Source organism: Streptomyces sp. NPDC002787, assembly GCF_053592095.1.
In genome coordinates this window covers 33,163-52,014 of record NZ_JBSFVC010000020.1, presented here as the reverse complement: position 1 = coordinate 52,014, position 18,852 = coordinate 33,163, and the positions used below count along the sequence as shown (strand labels likewise).

At 71.5% G+C, this 18,852-nt stretch carries 14 protein-coding genes and 1 pseudogene; all 15 read right to left on the bottom strand.

The genetic code is table 11. The annotated features are described in order from the left end of the window. Positions 1 to 51: 51 nt before the first annotated feature. The 15 genes and pseudogenes from ACWD26_RS26840 to ACWD26_RS26770 all read right to left on the bottom strand — a co-directional run bounded on the left by ACWD26_RS26840 (position 52) and on the right by ACWD26_RS26770 (position 18,558). Positions 52 to 807 carry a phosphoadenylyl-sulfate reductase gene (locus ACWD26_RS26840; RefSeq protein WP_451274300.1) on the bottom strand — a complete coding sequence of 252 codons (756 nt, stop codon included), beginning with the start codon at positions 805 to 807 and terminating at the stop codon, positions 52 to 54. Then, a complete protein-coding gene (locus ACWD26_RS26835) occupies positions 804 to 983 on the bottom strand; it encodes a hypothetical protein (RefSeq protein WP_078937126.1) in 180 nt (59 codons plus the stop codon). Before ACWD26_RS26835 ends, ACWD26_RS26840 begins: the two co-directional genes overlap by 4 nt. A gap of 102 nt (positions 984 to 1,085) precedes the next feature. After that, positions 1,086 to 2,777 carry a nitrite/sulfite reductase gene (locus ACWD26_RS26830; protein ID WP_451274298.1) on the bottom strand — a complete coding sequence of 564 codons (1,692 nt, stop codon included), beginning with the start codon at positions 2,775 to 2,777 and terminating at the stop codon, positions 1,086 to 1,088. A gap of 168 nt (positions 2,778 to 2,945) precedes the next feature. After that, complete coding sequence (locus ACWD26_RS26825) at positions 2,946 to 3,029, bottom strand: putative leader peptide (protein WP_309474722.1); 84 nt, start codon at positions 3,027 to 3,029, stop codon at positions 2,946 to 2,948. A 92-nt stretch (positions 3,030 to 3,121) separates the two neighbouring features. Next, positions 3,122 to 3,703 carry a GNAT family N-acetyltransferase gene (locus tag ACWD26_RS26820; protein ID WP_451274296.1) on the bottom strand — a complete coding sequence of 194 codons (582 nt, stop codon included), beginning with the start codon at positions 3,701 to 3,703 and terminating at the stop codon, positions 3,122 to 3,124. 69 nt (positions 3,704 to 3,772) lie between these two features. Beyond that, the gene (locus tag ACWD26_RS26815) at positions 3,773 to 5,137 is read right to left on the bottom strand and encodes a hypothetical protein (RefSeq protein ID WP_451274294.1); all 1,365 of its coding nucleotides are present in this window, start codon (positions 5,135 to 5,137) and stop codon (positions 3,773 to 3,775) included. A gap of 80 nt (positions 5,138 to 5,217) precedes the next feature. Next, positions 5,218 to 5,670, bottom strand: coding sequence for a hypothetical protein (locus tag ACWD26_RS26810; RefSeq protein ID WP_451274293.1), 453 nt, complete (start codon positions 5,668 to 5,670; stop codon positions 5,218 to 5,220). A 93-nt stretch (positions 5,671 to 5,763) separates the two neighbouring features. Further along, positions 5,764 to 7,098, bottom strand: coding sequence for a GAF domain-containing protein (locus tag ACWD26_RS26805; RefSeq protein ID WP_451274291.1), 1,335 nt, complete (start codon positions 7,096 to 7,098; stop codon positions 5,764 to 5,766). Positions 7,099 to 7,546: 448 nt separating this feature from the next. Then, complete coding sequence (locus ACWD26_RS26800) at positions 7,547 to 9,190, bottom strand: acyl-CoA dehydrogenase family protein (protein ID WP_451274289.1); 1,644 nt, start codon at positions 9,188 to 9,190, stop codon at positions 7,547 to 7,549. Between the two features lie 269 nt (positions 9,191 to 9,459). Next, a pseudogene (locus ACWD26_RS26795) lies at positions 9,460 to 10,095 on the bottom strand (IS200/IS605 family accessory protein TnpB-related protein); the annotation flags it as partial. Positions 10,096 to 10,406: 311 nt separating this feature from the next. Then, positions 10,407 to 11,417, bottom strand: coding sequence for a 2,3-diaminopropionate biosynthesis protein SbnA (sbnA, locus tag ACWD26_RS26790; protein ID WP_451274287.1), 1,011 nt, complete (start codon positions 11,415 to 11,417; stop codon positions 10,407 to 10,409). Between the two features lie 46 nt (positions 11,418 to 11,463). Continuing rightward, the gene (gene sbnB, locus ACWD26_RS26785; protein WP_451274286.1) at positions 11,464 to 12,504 is read right to left on the bottom strand and encodes a 2,3-diaminopropionate biosynthesis protein SbnB; all 1,041 of its coding nucleotides are present in this window, start codon (positions 12,502 to 12,504) and stop codon (positions 11,464 to 11,466) included. After that, complete coding sequence (locus tag ACWD26_RS26780; protein WP_451274284.1) at positions 12,501 to 13,571, bottom strand: TauD/TfdA family dioxygenase; 1,071 nt, start codon at positions 13,569 to 13,571, stop codon at positions 12,501 to 12,503. Before ACWD26_RS26780 ends, sbnB begins: the two co-directional genes overlap by 4 nt. Further along, the gene (locus ACWD26_RS26775) at positions 13,568 to 16,033 is read right to left on the bottom strand and encodes a non-ribosomal peptide synthetase (RefSeq protein ID WP_451274282.1); all 2,466 of its coding nucleotides are present in this window, start codon (positions 16,031 to 16,033) and stop codon (positions 13,568 to 13,570) included. Before ACWD26_RS26775 ends, ACWD26_RS26780 begins: the two co-directional genes overlap by 4 nt. A 14-nt stretch (positions 16,034 to 16,047) precedes the next feature. Beyond that, positions 16,048 to 18,558, bottom strand: coding sequence for a Pls/PosA family non-ribosomal peptide synthetase (locus ACWD26_RS26770; RefSeq protein ID WP_451274280.1), 2,511 nt, complete (start codon positions 18,556 to 18,558; stop codon positions 16,048 to 16,050). Positions 18,559 to 18,852 lie beyond the last annotated feature (294 nt).

Below are 18,852 nucleotides of genomic sequence, written 5' to 3'. Positions count from 1 at the left end.
CGGGGACGGTGTTCTCGGGGGTGTCGGCGGTCTCGGCGGGCACTGCGGCGGTCACAGGTGCAGCCCGCACTCGGTCTTGGCGTTGCCGGCCCAGCGGCCGGCCCGCGCGTCCTCGCCCGGGGCGACGCGGCGCGTGCAGGGGGCGCAGCCCACGGACGTGTAGCCATCCATGAGCAGGGGGTTGGTGAGCACGCCGTGCTCGGCGACGTAGGCGTCCACGTCGTCCTGGGTCCAGCGCGCGATCGGGGAGATCTTGACCTTGCCGCGCTTGTCGTCCCAGCCGACGACCGGGGTGTCGGCCCGGCTCTCGGACTCGTCGCGGCGCAGGCCGGTCGCCCACGCGTCGAACCGGGTCAGGCCCTCTTCCAGCGGCTTGACCTTGCGCAGGAAGCAGCACAGGTCGGGGTCGCGGTCGTGCAGCCTGGGCCCGTACTCGGCGTCCTGCTCGGCGACCGTCTGACGCGGGGTGATCGTGAGGACGTTGACGTCCATCACGGCCTCGACCGCGTCCCGGGTGCCGATGGTCTCCGGGAAGTGGTAGCCGGTGTCGAGGAACACGACGTCCACGCCGGGCCTGGCCCGGGAGGCGAGGTGCGCGACCACGGCGTCCTCCATGGAGGAGGTCACGCAGAAGCGCTTGCCGAAGGTGTCCACGGCCCACTGGAGGATCTCCAGTGCCGAGGCGTCCTCCAGGTCGCGGCCGGCCTGCTCGGCGAGCGCCTTGAGCTCGGCGCGCTTTGCCGCGTCCGGGTCGGCCGCGTCCGTCGAGGACGCGGATGTATCGGAATCCGCCTGAACGGTAGTCATATGTGATCCCCTCCGCTGTCGGCTCGCTGAAGCCCCCGGGACAACAGCCCGAGGAACTTCAACTGGAAGGCTCGATTGCAGGCCCCGCATTCCCACGCGCCGTGACCTTCTTCGTTCGGGCGCAGGTCCTCGTCACCGCAGTAGGGGCAGTAGAAAGGCGCGGCTCGCTCACTCATCGGTCCCGCCCCCCTCAGCGCGTACGCGTGCGACGACGGCGCCGATCACCGCGCCGGCGCCGGCACACAGGAGGAGGCTCATGACCGCGACCATCACAGTGCTCACGACAGCGCCTCCTCAGAGGCCCGACCAACCCAGGTGGCGAACCGCTCGCCGTCCTCGCGCTCGTCCTGGAACCGCTTGAGCACGCGCTCGACGTAGTCGGGCAGCTCCTCGGAGGTGACCTTCAAGCCGCGCACCTTGCGGCCGAACCCGGCCTCCAGGCCGAGCGCGCCGCCCAGGTGCACCTGGAAGCCCTCGACCTGCTCGCCCGCGTCGTTGAGGACGAGCTGTCCCTTGAGACCGATGTCCGCCACCTGGATACGCGCGCAGGCGTTGGGGCAGCCGTTGATGTTGATGGTGATCGGCTCGTCGAAGTCCGGGATACGGCGCTCCAGTTCGTCGATGAGCGAGGAGCCGCGCTGCTTCGTCTCGACGATGGCGAGCTTGCAGTACTCGATGCCGGTGCAGGCCATGGTGCCGCGCCGGAACGGCGACGGGTGCACGGTGAGATCCAGTGCCTCCAGGCCCGCGACGAGCGAGTCGACCTGCTCCTCGGTGACGTCGAGCACGATCATCTTCTGCTCGACGGTGGTCCGGACGCGGCCCGAGCCGTGCGCCTCGGCGAGGTCGGCGATCTTCGTCAGCGTGGTGCCGTCGACGCGGCCGACGCGCGGGGCGAACCCGACGTAGTAGCGGCCGTCGTTCTGCGGGTGCACACCCACGTGGTCGCGCCAGCGCGCCACCGGCTGGTCGGGCGCCGGGCCGTCGACCAGCTTCCGCTTGAGGTACTCGTCCTCCAGGACCTGGCGGAACTTCTCCGTGCCCCAGTCGGCGAGCAGGAACTTCAGGCGGGCGCGGGTGCGCAGCCGCCGGTAGCCGTAGTCGCGGAAGATCGAGATGACGCCCTCGTACACGTCCGCGACCTCGTCCAGCGGCACCCAGGCGCCGAGCCGCTGCCCGATCTTGGGGTTGGTGGACAGTCCGCCGCCGACCCACAGGTCGAAGCCGGGGCCGTGTTCGGGGTGGCGGACGCCGACGAAGGCGATGTCGTTGATCTCGTGCGCCACGTCGAGCAGCGGGGAGCCGGAGATCGCGGACTTGAACTTGCGGGGCAGGTTCGAGAATTCCGGATTGCCGATGATCCGCCGGTGGATCTCGTCCATCGCGGGCGTGCCGTCGATGATCTCGTCCGCGGCGATGCCGGCGACCGGTGAGCCGATGATCACACGCGGGGTGTCACCACAGGCCTCGGTGGTGGACAGGCCGACGGCCTCCAGCCGCTCCCAGATCTCGGGGACGTCCTCGACCCGGATCCAGTGGTACTGAACGTTCTGCCGGTCGGTGATGTCGGCCGTGCCCCGCGCGAACTCCTGCGAGATCTCGCCGATCACCCGCAGCTGCTGGGTGGTGAGGCGACCGCCGTCGATCCGCACCCGCAGCATGAAGTACTTGTCGTCCAGCTCCTCCGGCTCCAGGATCGCGGTCTTGCCACCGTCGATCCCGGGCTTGCGCTGGGTGTAGAGCCCCCACCAGCGCATACGGCCGCGCAGGTCGTTGGGGTCGATCGAGTCGAAACCGCGCTTCGAGTAGATCGTCTCAATGCGTGTCCGCACATTGAGACCGTCGTCGTCCTTCTTGAACTGCTCGTTGCCGTTGAGCGGGGTGAAATGTCCGGCGGCCCACTGTCCTTCGCCACGGTGACGGCTCACCTTGCGGCGGGGCGTGGCGGAGTTCTGCGGGGTGGCGGCCATGGTGTGTATGTCCTTCGGGAAAGGCGGGGAGGCGGCTCTGACCTGCGCTTACGCGCGCATGCGAGCACACGCGCGGCGTGTGCGGCGCCCGCGCGTCCTTGCGCTGGCTGAAACAGAGGAGGGTGCGGCGCTGTTGCCCGGGGTCGTCCAACCCCTAGCGTCAGGGCGTCAGCTCACCGGACAGATGGCGCTGGACATGCGGCCGAGGTCGACGTGCCGCCGACTCACCAAGGCAATTCCAGTTCCAGACATGACGGAAGCGTGTCACGGCTCTTTAGACCGAGTCCACCTTCATCCACATCGCGGACAGGGTTGTCTCGCATGTCGAGACGATGTGATGTGGGTCATGGTGTGGGCGCGACCGCCCCGGGCCAGGGCCCCGGCGCCGGAGCGTCGGCCTCCTCCGTGACCTTCGTGTCGAACAGCTTGAACCCGCGCCGCAGGTAGTTCCCCATGGCGTGCTCCCCGTCCCGGCTGCAGGTGTGCAGCCAGACCCGCTTGGTCGGCGGCAGCCCCGGCCACCGCTCGGCGAGGTCCCAGGCGCGGGCCGTCCCGTACGACAGGAGGTGGCCGCCGATGCGCCGTCCCCGGAACGCCGGGATCAGCCCGAAGTACACGATCTCCACGACCCCGTCGTCCTGCGGCTCGAGTTCGACGTATCCGGCCGGGGTGCCCCGGTCGTATGCGACCCAGCTCTCCACGCCCGGCCGGCCCAGGTGCTCCTGCCACCGCTCGTACGACCACGAGAGCCGGTCGATCCAGAGGATGTCCCCGCCGACGGAGGCGTACAGGAAGCGGCTGAACTCGGGAGAGGGGATCTCGGCGCGCACGATGCGGACGTCGTCGCCGTCGGGTGCGGCGGCGGGAAGCAGGTCGCTCGGCGAGGTCTGCTCCAGGGACCAGGTGGTGACGGGGCTGCTGCTCATGGGGCCAGGAAATCATGGGGCGCGGCCGTCATCCAAGGCAGGCCGAACCCCATGACCGGGCTGTGCTCCCTAGTTCAGCGTGCCGTCGACGTCCGACAGCCTCACCGCGTACAGCACCCGCTCCGGGATCGGGTCGGTGAGCGTCCACATCTCGTCGGTCTGGGGCGAATAGGAGAGGGAGGCGGTGTGCCGCCCCCAGCAGGCGTACGACCGGAGGCCGGACGTCTCGTCGGCCTTGTCCGCCGCGCACTGGGCGGCCTTCGCCCCGTTCTCGTCCTGCCGCCAGAGGGTGTCGTGTGCGTCACGGTCCATTCCGGCCTGCCCGATGTACCACTCCCCGTGGTGCGAGAGGACCCCCTGGACACCGGTGGCCTTGGTCTCGTACGCCTCGGTGGCGGATACGTCGCTCGTGCGCCCGGTGGTGGTGAGCAGACCGGTACGGTCGGCGGTGGTGTCGAGGGCGTAGCGCCAGACGCGGGCGGGCTCCTCGCGGCTCGGCCTGAACGACTCGGTCGCGACGACGCTGGGCCGCGTCGACGTCCGGTCGAGGGAGAGCGAGCCGAAGCAGGGCACCGCGTCGCTGCCGCGCGCGTCACAGCCGCCGCCGGCCGCCGGGCTGTACGTGGCGACCGCCGGGAGCGCGTACCGGTAGTGGTGGGCCGACCAGCCGTCGCCGACCCCGCCGATCACGTCGCTGTCGGTCACGTCGGCGCGGAGGAAGCGGGCCAGGTCGAACACGTACAGGGAGTCGTCCTGCCGTCCGTGCCCCTGAGGGCCCCGCGCGGTGACGATCAGCTTGTCCTCGTACCAGGCCATGCCGCCGAGCCGGGAGCGCAGGCCCTCGAAGCCCTGCCCGTCGGCCGTCGGCACGACCAGCAGCACCCAGCGGTACTTCAGGCTCGCCGGATTCCGGGCGTCGACGAAGGCGACCCTGGTGAGCCCCTCGTCGTCCGTGCCGCCGTTGTCCGTGCCGCCGTTGTGAGTCCAGCCGGACACGATGACCTGGTTGTTCCGGGAGGTGGTGACCGACCGGGGGACCCACTTCTCGTCGACCGCGTCGCCCGTCTCCCAGCAGTACGCCCGCGAGGCCACCGGCTCGACGGGCAGATTGTCCTTCTCGGAGGCGAAGCAGTCGTCCTCGCCGCGCATCGTGTGGTTGGCGCTCCGCAGCACCTCGTCGACGCCGACCGCGCCGCCCATGTCGTTGGCGAGGGTGTGCAGCTCGGTCCTGTCGGTCAGGGTCTCCCGCAGCGTGAGCTCGCGCAGCTCCCCGGCCGAGGTGATCGGGGACAGCGCGCCCGGTGTCTCACCGCCCGCCGCCTGCGACGTGCTGATCAGCGTGGCCGCCGCCGTGAGCGCCAGCGCGGTCCCCGCCAGGGACGCGCGCAGCGCACGCCCCCTTCTGCGTCGACGGTGCCTACCGCGGTGCTTCATCAAACCTCCCGGGGACGGCCAACTGCCTGCCGCGAACAGGATCTTGACGGCGGGACAGGTGGGGCGGCCTGCGAGCGATGCTACGACAGTGGGACACGTGTCACGCCGAGGACCGCGGAATTACAGGGAGATCCCTCACTCCGGGGCCATGATCCGTTCACCGGCAAGGGGGGTGGGCGTGTTTGACGTGAGGCCGGAGGTGGCACACGGGACCAGCGGCAACGCCGCCCGGACGACCTCGATGAGCCGCCGCGCTGCGGTGAAGGACAGGCCCTCCGGCAGCGCCAGGGGTCTGCGGCCAGCCGTTGCGACGCCGCGTCGCGCAGCACGGCCAGCCGTGCCGCCACCGCGACCACCAGCGCTCGGTGTTCGTCGACCTTGCGGTTCGGGGGCACATGGTCCCAGACACGCGACTGCCGGGCCTGCCGTACCCACGGGTCCTCGTGGGGCGGGCCGGGCGGTTCGGCAGCCGCCGTGCCCTCCTGGACGACCAACCGGCCGACCGAGCCGGACACCTGGACGACGGGGCCCATCTACCCGCCGCTGACCACATTGCTCCCGCCGGACCCCTGTTCCATACCGCTCCGCCCCTGTCCCCGCACGCGCCACCTCGCCGGAGGTCCAGCCTAGGAGCGACCCCCGTGTTCCCACGGCCCTTCCTCCCAGGGGCAGCCACCCGCGGCGGTCGCTCTGGCTCTCACCACTCCCGGCGCCACGGAGTGCGGGAGCAGGTCCGACGGGGCGTCCGGGAGGAGGACCTCGACATCGGCTCGTTCGGTGAAACGGTACGGCCGGTGGTCCAGGAAGGCGCCGAGGTAGCGGCGTACGCGGGACATCTCGGCGCGGACGGTGACGGTGCGGGCGGGGTCGCCGAACATGTCGTCGGCGAGGGCGGAGGCGCTGCGGCCGCCGCGGTGGAGGGCGAGGAGGTAGAGGAGTTCGGCGTGGCGGGGGGTGAGCTCATGGGTCCAGGAGCCGGCGCAGCCGGCGACGGTGACGGTCCAGCGGCGGGGGTGGGAGACGTCGAGGGTGATGTGCGTGATCGTGGAGGCGGGCGCGGGGTCCGCGGTGGGGCGTATCAGCCAGCCGGCGGGCAGCGGCTCGACGGTGCACAGCCCGAGGGCGGGGAGCCGGCAGCGGCCGGGGGAGAGGGACTTGGGGAGGGCGACGCGGTTGGTGTACGGCATGCCGGTCACCGCGGCGGTCCAGCCGTCCCGGTCGACGGCGATCGCGCGGCCCCCGATGCGGGCCAGGAGCGGGGCCGCCACCGCCCGCAGTTCCTCGAGCGAGGTCAGGTGCAGGTCTCGTAGCCGGGCCTGGGCGAGCTTGGCGACCGAGTCGACCAGGGCGAGCGTGGAGGGGTGCAGGGTCTCCAGGGGGCCGCTGATGTCGACCGCGCCGAGCAGCCGGCCGTCGCGCGGGTCGGTGATGGGGGCGCCGGTGCAGGTCCAGGGGTGCAGGGCGCGGACGAAGTGCTCGGCGGAGAAGACCTGCACGGGGCGGCGGGAGGCGATGGGGGTGCCGACGCCGTTGGTGCCGATGGTCTCCTCGCGCCAGTCCGCGCCGATCCCGAGACCCTGCCCGTCGGCCTTGCGGAGCACCGCCGTACTGCCCTCCCGCCACAGCACCCGGGCGTCCGCGTCCGCGACCATCATGATGTGCTGCGCGGTGTCCGCGAGGGAGAGCAGCCCCTCGCGCAGCACCGGAAGGACGTGCCGCAGAGGGGTGCTCCGGCGGCGGCGCTCGACCTCGTCCCGGCTGAGGAGGTCGGAGCGGAAGTCGTGGTCGGGGTCGACGCCGCGGTGGACCGCGCGGCCCCAGGACTCCCGGATCGCCGGGCGGGGGGCGGGTTTCGGCCGCCGGCCGTCGAGGGCGGAGGCCCGTACCTCGTCGAGGACCCGTGCCGCCCGGGCGGCGTCCGTGGCGGTGAGCCGCGCGACTTCCCTCGGCGAGTGCGGCACTCGTTCCTCCCCGGCGGGCCGGTCCGCTCCACGGCCCCTGGTGGCCGGGGAAGTCCGGATCCGCGCAACGGCGTTGACTGCGGGTTTCATAGTCTGCCGCTCATCGGCAACGGAGGGGCACACTCCGGCCACAGAGCGCGGACGAGTTGCAACCCCCTGCAACCCTGGCGGACCGCCGTGGCCTGCTTGAAACTTGTTCAACGCGCCCGCTGCGGCGTATGCGCTCCACTCGAAGGGGCCGGACCAGCGGGGGTGGTGCCGTGTCGGCGCGGCGCCACCCCCGCGTCGCACCACCCGAACGAGGGGCGATGCCTTCGGAACAGGGGGCCCTTCGGAACGGGACGCCCTTCGGCAGAGGGCACCCCCTCGGCAGACGGCGCCCCCTCGACAGACGGCGCCCCTCGGTAGACCGCGCCCCTCGGCACAGACACCCCGGCCCGGCCCCGGCTCAGCTCTCCGGACGCGCCCGTTCCACCAGCGACGCCAGATCCAGCGTGTGCGGCAGCGTGCCGAAGGCCGAGCCCCAGTCGCCGCCCAGCCGGGAGGCGCAGAACGCGTCGGCGACCGCCGGGGGCGCGTACCGTACGAGGAGCGCGCCCTGCAGGACGAGGGCGAGGCGCTCCACGAGCCGGCGCGCGCGGGCCTCGATGCCGTCCAGGTCGGCCAGTTCGGTCAGCAGGTCCTTGATGGCGCCGTCGAGCCGGTGGTCGGCGCCCCGGGCCCGGCCCACCTCCCGCAAGTACGCGTCGAGGGCCCGCGGTTCGCGTTGGAGAGCCCGCAGCACGTCCAGGGCCTGTACGTTCCCGGCGCCCTCCCAGATGGAGTTGAGCGGGGACTCGCGCACCAGGCGGGGCATGCCGGACTCCTCGACATAGCCGTTGCCGCCGAGGCATTCGGAGGCCTCGACCACGGTCGGGGCGCAGCGCTTGGTCACCCAGTACTTGGCGGCCGGCACCGCGAGCCGCAGGAACGAGCGTTCGTTCTCGTCGCCCGCCTCGGCCGCGTCGTACGCCGCCGCCACCCGCATCGCCAGCGTCGTCGCCGCCTCCGACTCCAGCGCGAGATCGGCGAGGACGTTGCGCATCAGTGGCTTGTCCACCAGCCGGCCGCCGAACGCCTCCCGGTACGCGCAGTGGTGCACCGCCTGCGCCACGGCCTGCCGCATCAGGGAGGCCGCGCCCAGCGCGCAGTCCAGCCGGGTGGCCGCCACCATCCCGATGATCGTGCGCACCCCCTGGCCCTCGTCCCCGACCCGGCGGGCCCACGTCCCGTCGAACTCGACCTCGGCGGAGGCGTTCGACCGGTTGCCCAGCTTCTCCTTGAGCCGCTGGATGCGGAACACGTTCCGCGACCCGTCCGTCAGCACCCGGGGCACCAGGAAACACGTCAACCCGCCCGGAGCCCGCGCCAGCACCAGGAACCCGTCCGACATCGGCGCCGAGCAGAACCACTTGTGGCCCGTCAGCTCGTACGTCCCGTCCTCGATCAGCGGCCGCGCCTCGGTGGTGTTGGCGCGTACGTCACTGCCGCCCTGCTTCTCGGTCATGCCCATGCCGAAGAGGGCCCCGGCCTTCTGGTCGGCGGGCCGCATGTCCCAGTCGTAGAGCACGGACGTCAGCCGCGGCTCCCACTCCGCGGCCAGCGCCGGGTCCGTGCGCAGGGCGGGCACGGCCGCGTGGGTCATGGACAGCGGGCAGCCGTTGCCGGCCTCGACCTGGGTCCAGACGACGAACGCGGCCGCCCGCCGCACATGCCCGCCGGGCCGCCCCCAGGCCGCCGTCAGCCCCGCCGACACCCCCTTGCCGAGCAGCCGGTGCCACGACGGATGGAACTCCACCTCGTCGATCCGGTTGCCGTACCGGTCGTGGGTGCGCAGCTTCGGCGGATTCTCGTTCGCCAGCCGCCCCCACTCCTGCACCTGCGCGGAGCCCGCCGTACGCCCGAAACCGGACAGGTCGCCCCGTGCCTCGTCCAGCACCTCCGGCGCCAGATGCCGCTCGACCGCCTCCGTCAGGACCTGGTCTGCGGCGAAGACGTCGTAGTCCACCAGGGGCGGAGCCTGATTGGTCACTTCGTGGGTGCTGGATGCCATATCCGGAACCTACCGTTCCTAGAGACTGGGCGGGAGTGAGTCCTGTTGCCAGGTCTCATGCCCGGCCGAACGCCCCGGACGGTGTTGGGCGTTCTGGTGGCCCGCGTTCGCTCCGCGTCCGGGCGGCACGGATCGTGTCCGTGGTCCGGGGATGCGGGGGCGGGTTCCCTCACGCCCAGGAGCACCTGGTCGGGCCTGGGCGGTCCGATGCCCCACCGCATCACTCCGGTGCTGTGGGGGCGGTGCCGTCCGTCGCCGGATCGGGTGCTGCGCTTGCCGGACTCGCCGTCCGCCTGGCAGAACCAGCGCTCCGCCTCCCACCGCCCACGCCACGCGGACTCGGTGAGCCGGGCCGGCTCTAGGTGGTGCCGGGTGCGGGCCAGACGCTTGCCACCCCGTACGACAGGGACGAGGCCGGCCTCGCGGTCGGCCCGCGCGGCGGCCAGCCGGTCTTCCAGCACCCGCAGCCGCCGCGACTTCGCGTGCCACTCCCGCCGGGAGCGGTAGCCCCCGGGCGCCGTCTTCGTCCCCTTCTGCCCGACCGGCCGGGACAGGCGGTCGGTGATGGTGCGGATGCCGGCTTCCAGGTTCTGGATGTGCGCCAGCTGGCCACGGCGGGCCAGCGCCCACTGGTCGTGCGTGGCTTTGGTGATGCTGCCCGCCCACCGCGACGACGACAGCGGCGTCAGCTCCCGCTTGCGCACCGCCCACGTCTCACCGGAATGCGACACGCCGTCCCGGCAGCGTGCCTTGAGATCCTTCGAAGCCAGGGACCCCAGATGCGCGCCCACCAGACGCAGCACCTGCTCATCGCCGGGCGTCAGCTGCTTCAGCCGGGTCCGGACGGCCACACCACTGGGGCCGGACGCGACGAACGGCTCCGCCACACTCCTCAGCCCACCCACCCCGTCACCCCCGCCCGATGCACCCGAAGATCCCCTTCGCCGTGACAAACGAGCACCCCCCAGGAAGGTCACGCATTCGATGGGGGAACGCCAGTTCCTCACTGAAACCGACACCCCGACCGGCCCCACGCGACACAACACAGGGCCACCCACGCTCACTCCCACGCACCAGAACACCCTTGAACGCACTCCAGCGCCAGCAGCTCCAAACCCCTCGGTATCGCGTCGGCACGGTGACGCTCACCAGTATCCGGCGGGCAGGTGTCCGGCGCCGGACCAGAACGGTCCGGCGCCGGATCACGGAAGGCGGCTCAGACGGGCGCCGCCAGCTCACCCGTCCCCAGTTCGCCCGTGCCGAACTCCTCCTGCGGGTCCAGTACGGCCTCCCCGTACTGCTCCAGCGGCCAGCCCGGCCGGTAGATGGTGTCGAGGTAGCGCTCGCCGAGGTCCGGGGCGATGGCCACCGCCGTGACCTCGGGGGAGCCGTTGCGGTTCAGCCAGTCGGTGGCGCCGCTGACGACCGTCCCGGTGGAACCGCCGAAGAGGAAGCCGCGCCGGGCCAGGCGGTGACAGGCCCGTACGGTGTCGATCTCCTCCACCCGGACGACGTCGTCCACGTAGGACGCGTCGAGCAGCGGCGGGGTCACGCTGGTGCCGAGCCCCGGGATCATCCGGCGGCCCGGAGCTCCGCCGAAGGCGACCGACCCGACGCTGTCCACGGCGACGATCCGCACCCGGCGCCGCCGCTCCCAGAACCACTGGGCGCAGCCCATCAGCGTCCCGGAGGTGCCGACCCCCACGAACAGCACGTCCAGACGCGGGAACTGCCGGGCGATCGCGGGCGCGGTGGTGCGGTAGTGCGCCCGCCAGTTCGCCTGGTTGGTGTACTGGTCGAGCCACACGTACCGCTGGTCGGCGGCGCACAGCGCGCGGACGTACGCGATCCGTGCCCCCAGGAAACCGCCGTGCGGGTCCGGCTCCGAGATGACGTGCACCCGGCTGCCCAGGGCCTCGATCAGACGCCGGGTCTGCGGATTGCACCGGGAATCGGTCACACACAGGAACCGGTAGCCCCGGCTCGCCGCGATCATGCTCAGCGCGACGCCCAGATTGCCGGACGACGACTCGACGAGCGTCGCACCCGGCCGGAGACGTCCGTCCCGTTCGGCGGCCCGCACCATCTCGGTCGCGGCCTTGAGCTTGATCGAGCCGGCGAAGTTGAATCCCTCGCACTTCAGGAAGAGCTCGTGTCCGACGACCTGTCGCAGATCGACGTACAGCTCCTCCTCGTTGAAGTCCGTGGGCACGGATATGACTGGCACTGCGGCCCCCCTGGTTGTGCACTGTCGTACTCGCTGCGACCGGCGGTCAGCCGTGGCGGCGCAGCTCGTGGAAGAAGTCGTCCACGACCCGTAGTCCGCCGGAGCGGGCGACTTCGTCGTGGACATGACCGCCGACCGCGAGGTCGAGGACCCCGAGGCCGAAGGGCGAGAAGATCACCGGACGGTCCGCCGGCACGGTCGCCCGGCCGGTGAGGACGTCATGGAGCGTTCCGTCGAGGAAGTCCCGTGCCCCGGTGAGCTGTTCGGTCAGGTGCGGTGACGTGTTCGCCTTGAGACAGTGCTCGACGTCGTCGACGAAGTTCGCCGACGCGAGCAGCACCTCGGGCGCGAGATCGCGCAGCGACACGTGCAGCACCAGTGGGTTGTGGGCGAACCACTTCGGTTCATGGATGTGCGGCTCGCCCGCGATCGTCGCGAGGACCACCAGGTCGCTCGCCCGGATCACGTCCTCGGCACCGTCGTACACGGTCACCCGCCCGCTCGCGTCGGACCGCTCCAGGTACCCCCGGAATCCGGCCGCGCTGTCGGCGGACAGGTCGTGCACCCCCACCTCCTCGAAAGCGAAGCCGGTGGCCGCGAGGAACGTGTGGATGTACCGGGCGATCAGGCCCGTGCCGAGGAAACCGACCCGGGCCGGGCGCGGCGACCCCCGGCGCGCGCTCAGCCGGTCGGCCGCCAGCGCCGCCGACGCGGCCGTCCGCGTGGCGCTGATGATGGAGGCCTCCAGGCACGCGAACGGATAGCCGGTGGCGTGATCGTTGAGGATCAGCACGGCGGACGCGCGCGGCAGCCCGGACGCCGTGTTCTCCGGGAAACTGGAGACCCATTTCAACCCGTCCACCTGGAACTTCCCGCCCAGCGACGCGGGCAGCGCGATGATCCGGGAGGACGGACGGTCGGGGAAACGGAGGAAGTACGACGGCGGGTTGACCGTGTCACCGGTGTCCCCGTTCCCGTGCAGCAGATAGGCGGACTCGACCAGTTCGACGATCTCCCTCTCCCGGCCCCGCAGGGCCTGCTGCACCTGGGCGCCGGAGATCACGGCGAAACCCGGAACCTCGGTCATGTGAACCTCACCTCGTTCCTCGCGTCGGAGTGCTGCATGGCGTGGTCGGTCGGCCGTACGGGATCCGCCAGGCCCACCAGCACCTCGCGCGCCCCCTCGAAGGGCTCACGGCTGTGGGCGCAGCGGATGTTGTCGACGAGCAGGAGGTCGCCGGGACGCCACGGTGCGCGGACGGTGTGCGCCTCGTAGACCTCGTTCAGCGTCTCGACGACGTCCGCGCCGATCGGATCGCCGTCGCCGTGACGGGTGTTGAAGGGAAGCCCGTCGGCGCCGTACATGTCCAGCAGGTACTCACGCACCTCGGGGTCCATGGTCCATTCGTTGAGGAACGCGATCTGGTTGAACCAGCAGCGCCGGCCGGTGACCGGATGACGGAGCACGGCGGACCGCCGCTGCCGGGTGTGCAGGGTGCCGTCGGGCCGCCAGGCGAAGTCGATGGCGTGCGCCCGGCAGTAGGCCTCGACGACGGTCCGGTCGTCGGTGCCGAACGCCTCGGCGACCGACGCGCCGATCTCGTCGTTGTACGAGCGGGTGAGCAGCCAGCCGTCCCGCTCGAACCGCTTGGTCAACTCGGGCGGAAGCGCGGCCAGTACGGCCTCGGCGTCGGCGACCCCGGTCGCCCCGCCCCGCTCGGCCGCTTCGAGGCAGGCGAAGAGCAGCATGCCGGGGAACTCCAGCGTGTAGCTGGACTCGTGGTGCATGCACATCGGTTGGTTCGGTGGCCAGGCGGTCGAGGAGTACACACCGTCCGCGTACGTCCGCCGGGGCGCGAAGGCCTCCCTCTCACCCATCAGCGTGTCCGCCAACGTCCGGAAGACCGTGCCGACTTCCGCCGCGTCCCGCAGTCCGAGACCCCGCACGAGCACCGAGCCGTGCTCGGCGACGGCGGCTCGCAGGGCGTCCCGGTGTCCGGCCGCCCAGGGGGCGGGGGGATCGGTGGGGGAGACGGTGAGGAGGGGCGGCTTGTCGGTCGACAGTTCGATGTCCGGCAACGGCAGCGGCAGCGGAGTCGAGGGGCGCGGTGCCGTCCCCGTGCCCTTTCGGCGGCGGCGGCTCAGGAAGTTCAAGATGACTGCCCTCCTACGGTGTTCGCGTCGGCCCTCGTGTCGATCAGCCCGGCCAGCTCGGACAGGACCGGATGCGCGGCCACGTCCTTGAGGGACACCGCCCGGTCCAGGGCGATCGCCAGCTTCACCGCGGACAGCGAGGTGCCGCCCCGGTCGAAGAAGTGGTCATGTCGGCCGATCCGGGCCCGGGGCACCCCGAGAACCTCGGCCCAGGCGGCAGCCAGCCGCTCCTCGGTCGGCGTGACCGGAGGCGTCACCGACTCGCCGTCCACGGCGTCCAGCCGCTCGGCCAGGGCGGTCAGCGTCCGCCGGTCGGTCTTCCCGTTGGCGGTCAGCGGCAGGCTCTCGCGCCAGTGGAACACCGACGGCACCATGTACGCCGGCAGCGAGGCCGCCAGCCGCTCCCGCAGCACCTCGCCCGCGAGCGGCCGGCCGGAGTGGAAGGCGACCAGGTGCGCGCCCTTGGCGACCACCACCGCGCCGTCCCGCACCCCCGCCACCTTGAGCAGCGCGTTCTCCACCTCGCCGATTTCGATGCGGAAGCCCCGCACCTTGACCTGGGTGTCCCGGCGGCCCAGGAACTCCAGCTTGCCGTCCGGCCGCCAGCGCCCGTGGTCCCCGCTGCGGTAGAGGCGTTCGCCCGGCCGGTACGGGTCGGTGGTGAAGGCCCGCGCGGTGCGCTCCGGATCGTTGACGTACCCCCGCCCGACGCACACCCCGGAGAAGACGATCTCCCCCGGTGCGCCCAGCGGCACGAGGGAGAGGTGCTCGTCGACCACGTACACGCGGACGTTGCGGACGGGACGGCCCAGTGGCACCCGGCCCCCCTCCGGAGCCCGGTCCATCACCTCGTGGTTGGTGTCGTCCGAAGTCTCGGTCAGCCCATAGGCGTTGACCAGCGGAATGCCCGGCTCGGCGGCGAACCAGCGCTCCGCCAGCTCCTTCTTCAGCGCCTCCCCGGTGACGGACACCCGGCGCAGAGCGGGCAGTCGACGTGGGTGCTGCTCCAGGTGGGCGAGGACCGCCTCGAGGTAGGACGGCACCACCTGGACGACGTTCACGCCGCCGTCCGCGATCCGGTCGACGAACCGCCCGACGTCCAGGATCACCTCCTGCTCCACGAGGAGGGTCCGCCCGCCGGCCAAGGGTCCGGCCAGCAGCTGCCACAGGGAGATGTCGAAGCACTGGGGCGCCGTCTGCGCGACCACGTCCCCCTCGCCGATACCGAGGTCGTCGAGCTTGGCGTGGAGGTGGTTGAGCATGCCGGCGTGCTCGCACATCGCGCCCTTGGGCTCGCCCGTGGAACCGGAGGTGAAGTAGATGTACGCCAGCCGGTCCGGCCCGATCTCCATGCCGAGGTCGGAGTCCGCGTGGGCCTCGTCGTACGCGTCCTCGACGAGCAGCCGCTGCACCCCGGGCAGCGCGGACAGGGCCCCGTCCAGCGTGGCCGTGCTGCCCCGCTCGGTGAGCACCAGCTCGCACCCGGCGCGGGCGAGGGTGGTGGCGATGCGCTCGGCGGGGAAGTGCGGCTCGACGGGCAGATAGGCGCCGCCGGCCTTGAACACCGCGAGGACGGCCGCCATCCAGTCCAGGTTCCGCTCGGTCACCACGGCGACGACGCCCTCGCGGCCGAGGCCCCGGACCAGCAGGGCCCGACTGAGCTGGTTGGCACGGGAGTTGAGCTCACGGTAGGTCCAGCGCCGCTCGCCCTGGACGGCCGCGACGGCGTCCGGGTGGGCCACGACCCGCTGCTCGAACAGCTCGTGCACCCGGCGGTCGGGCAGTTCGCGGTGCGGACCGGCCAACCCGTCGATCTGGAAGCGGAGTTCGTCGTACGACACCAGGCTCCGCCGACCGTGCTCGGCGTCCGGCCCGGCGACCAGCAGGGAGAGCGCGGTGACGTGGTAGCCGGCGATCCGGGCCGCGCCGCCCTCGTCGAGCACATCGGTGCGGTAACGCAGCCGCAGGGCGGGGCCGTCGTCGCGGTGCACCAGCCCCACCCGCAGGACCACGTCCTCGTCGAGGTCGCCGTCGCCTCCGCCGGTGTCGAGCACGGTCTCGAACGGCGGTTCGGCAAGGCCGAGTTCGCGCCGCAGGGCGTCGACCGGGTGGTCGGCGTGCGTCAGCAGCTCCGTGGTGACGCGGTGGGTGTGCCCCAGCAGCGCGCGCCAGGTGTCGCCGGGCGCGATGGTGAGCCGACAGGGCAGCAGCCGGCCGTCCTCCAGCCAGCCGGTGGTGACCTCGGACTCGCCCGACAGCGTGGCGAGCACCTTGGCGTGGGCGGCGAGCAACGAGGCCGTACCGTCCACGGTGGCCAACAGCCCCTCCGGAAGGTCCACTTCGTAGGCCGCGACCCCCTTGACCGGATCGGTGCTCCACCGTGGGATCACGGTCCGCCCCCCGGCGGTGAGCACCTCGTGCCAGTACTTCCGGGCGGCTTCGCCCGACTCCAACCGATCCATCGTTTCCCCCCGATTCACCGTTGTCCGGTGGTTTCCGTCGCCGGGTTCCCGCCCCAGCGCGCGTGCGGCGGCACCTCCTCGCCCTTCATCAGGAAGGAGTCGGGCGCGAGCACGGCTCCCTCGCCCAGCGTCACGCCGTAGTGGACGAACGCCTGGACCTCCAGCGTGCAGGCCGCGCCGATCGTGACGTGGTCGGACTTGTAGGTGCCGTCCTCCTGCGAGTGGGCCTGGATCTTGCTGCCGACGGCGAGGGTGCAGTCGTCGCCGATCGCCGTGAGCGTCCGCTCGGTGATGACCGCCCCGTCGTCGAAGACCCGACGCCCGATCCGGACCCCCAGCAGCCGCCAGACGAGGTTCTTGTACGGGGTGCCGCTGAGCACCTGGACGTGCTTGTCCCGCAACTTCCACAGCCGTTCCTGCCGCCAGAAGACGGGGTCGTAGATGGAGCACAACCGCGGCCGCAGCGGCCGGAAGCGGGTCATGGACCGTTCCACCAGCGTCCAGTACAGGACGGTGAACACGAGCGCCGCCAGGGGCAGCGCGGCGAGCGCGAGCAGTCCCGCGACGCCGCCCCAGTGCCCGTACAGGTCGAAGGCCGCGAAGCCGAGGACGGTGAACGCGAAGGTGTGCAGCCAGCGCAGGAACAGGAACAGTCCCATCGAGCACAGGTTGAAGCGGTTCTTCGCGGCGAGCCGGCGGCGCAGCTCGTCGCCCTCGCGCAGATGGTCGAAGCGGCTGTCGCGCTCCACCGAGCGGGGGATCTCGAAGGGCGGCGAGCCGAGCAGCCCGACCCCCTCGCGGATCTCGCCGTCCAGCGGGACCAGCACCTTGGTGGCCAGCAGACAGTTCTCGCCGGTCCGGCCGCCGACCGGGTAGGCGATGAGGTTGCCCAGGAAGTTGTGCCCGCCGATCCTCACCCCGGAGACCCGGAACGACGTACCGGAGTACTCCGCGTTCATGACCGACAGACCGTCCGCGACCATGGTCCCGCCGCCGACCTTCACCAGGTACGGCGTCTCGTGCTGCATCGCGGTGCCGAAGTTGGACCCGGTCTGCTCGACGCGCGAGAGGTCGTAACCGAGGGCGCCGAGGTAGGGGACGATGTACGAGCTGTCGCCGCACAGCCACTTGAAGAACTTGAGGTTGGTCAGGCGGACGATCGCGCGGTGCACGGAGTAGTGGAAGCCGTACAGCGGATAGACGCGGTCCGGCTCGATCAGCGGGCGCAGCAGCCGCGGTACGACGAACACGGTGACGGCGCCGACGACGACGGTGCCGGCGAACAGCACGAGCGACAGGGCCAGGGCCTCGACGTGGAAGCGCGCCGAGGTGAGGTGCTGGGACGCCGGGTCGAGCAGGGTGTCCAGCGCCGGCGCGGCCGTGAGGAGCAGATACGCGCCGCCGAGGGTCAGCGGCACATACAGCAGCAGGGTCTGGAGGAGGGCCGCGAGCCCGTATCCGGCCCTCCGGAGGGTGCCGCAGCGGGCCGGGGCGACCCGGATGTGGTCCACGTCCGTGCGCCGGGCCGGGGAGCCGTGCCAGCTCTGCCCGGCCGGGACCGACTCGTCGGCGCGCAGCGCGGAGGAGTGGCCGAGCTGGGAGTCGTCGCCCATGGCGGTGCCGATGTCGAGCACGGTCTGCTCGCCCACGAAGACGTTCCGGCCGAGGGTCACGGGGCCGGTGCGGATGCGCCCGGCGCGCGCCCGGTAGCAGAGGAAGTGGGAGTCCTTGCGGATGATCGTGCCCGCGCCGATCGTCAGCAGGTCGGTGCAGACCGGGACGGTGCGGCTGAGGATCGTGACGCCCGGTCCGATCCGGGCACCGAGGACCCGCAGGTACAGCACGTACAGCGGGTTGCCGACGAACAGGACCATCGGGCTGGTGCGCAGCAGGTTCTTGACGAGCCAGAACCGCAGGTACGCCGGACCCCAGACGGGGAACTCCACCGGCTTCCAGCGCCCGATCAGCAGCCACTTGGCGACGACCGGGAGTGTGCACAGGGCGAGGAAGGCGAGCGCGCCGAAGGCCGTCGACCGCAGATAGACGTCGAGGATCCCGGAGGCGTCCGACACCCACTCGTACGCCTGCACGTATCCGGACGTGGCCAGCACGCAGTACGCGGTGAAGAGGATCAACTGCAGCGCCCCGCACAGGGCGTACCGGAACGTGCTGCCCGGCGGTGTGACCTCGGCGGGCGTCGGCGGGGCGGCCGGTGGCGCCGGCGCCTCGGTCAGCGCGGTCGCGAGGCTGCGGATCGTCGGGTGGCCGTAGACGTCCCGGATGGACACCGACGGCAGATCGGGATGCTTCCTGACGCGGGCACAGAAATGCGCCATCGTCAGCGAGTTGGCACCGAGGTCGTCGAAGAAATGGCTTTCTGCGGGCACATGTTCGACGCGTGCGACGCCGGCCAGAAGTTCGGCGAGGAGTCGCTCGGTGGCGGTGTACGATTCCGCCGCGTCCGGCTCGGCCGCCTGGACCTCACCCGGTTTTTCCACCACGCGTCGTGGTACTGGCAATGTCATTGAATTTCTCCGCGACAGGTATTGCGATGGAAGGCGCCCGGGGGTGAACGGGACGGCGCGCGGAATGACAGAAGGAGAGGGGACGGAGAGCGGTGACGGGTGTGGCGGAATGGATCAGGCCTGGTCGGCCTGGATGAATCCCCCGGTGCTCGCTGCCCCGGCACCTGGTCCAGGTGGGTGCAGCGGAACGCAATCCGGATTCTTTCGGCACATTCGGGAACGGGTCAAGCGAGGTCGGGTGATTGACGCTTTCCCGCCCCTTTCCCGATCTCTTCCGACCTGTCGGACCCGACC

Excerpts from the sequence above, each read along its gene's own strand:
- ACWD26_RS26840 (WP_451274300.1), bottom strand. The coding sequence starts at position 807 with ATGACTACCGTTCAGGCGGATTCCGATACATCCGCGTCCTCGACGGAC.
- ACWD26_RS26835 (WP_078937126.1), bottom strand. The coding sequence starts at position 983 with ATGAGTGAGCGAGCCGCGCCTTTCTACTGCCCCTACTGCGGTGACGAG.
- ACWD26_RS26830 (WP_451274298.1), bottom strand. The coding sequence starts at position 2,777 with ATGGCCGCCACCCCGCAGAACTCCGCCACGCCCCGCCGCAAGGTGAGC.
- ACWD26_RS26825 (WP_309474722.1), bottom strand. The coding sequence starts at position 3,029 with ATGTCTGGAACTGGAATTGCCTTGGTGAGTCGGCGGCACGTCGACCTC.
- ACWD26_RS26820 (WP_451274296.1), bottom strand. The coding sequence starts at position 3,703 with ATGAGCAGCAGCCCCGTCACCACCTGGTCCCTGGAGCAGACCTCGCCG.
- ACWD26_RS26815 (WP_451274294.1), bottom strand. The coding sequence starts at position 5,137 with ATGAAGCACCGCGGTAGGCACCGTCGACGCAGAAGGGGGCGTGCGCTG.
- ACWD26_RS26810 (WP_451274293.1), bottom strand. The coding sequence starts at position 5,670 with ATGGGCCCCGTCGTCCAGGTGTCCGGCTCGGTCGGCCGGTTGGTCGTC.
- ACWD26_RS26800 (WP_451274289.1), bottom strand. The coding sequence starts at position 9,190 with ATGGCATCCAGCACCCACGAAGTGACCAATCAGGCTCCGCCCCTGGTG.
- sbnB (WP_451274286.1), bottom strand. The coding sequence starts at position 12,504 with ATGACCGAGGTTCCGGGTTTCGCCGTGATCTCCGGCGCCCAGGTGCAG.
- ACWD26_RS26775 (WP_451274282.1), bottom strand. The coding sequence starts at position 16,033 with ATGGATCGGTTGGAGTCGGGCGAAGCCGCCCGGAAGTACTGGCACGAG.
- ACWD26_RS26770 (WP_451274280.1), bottom strand. The coding sequence starts at position 18,558 with ATGACATTGCCAGTACCACGACGCGTGGTGGAAAAACCGGGTGAGGTC.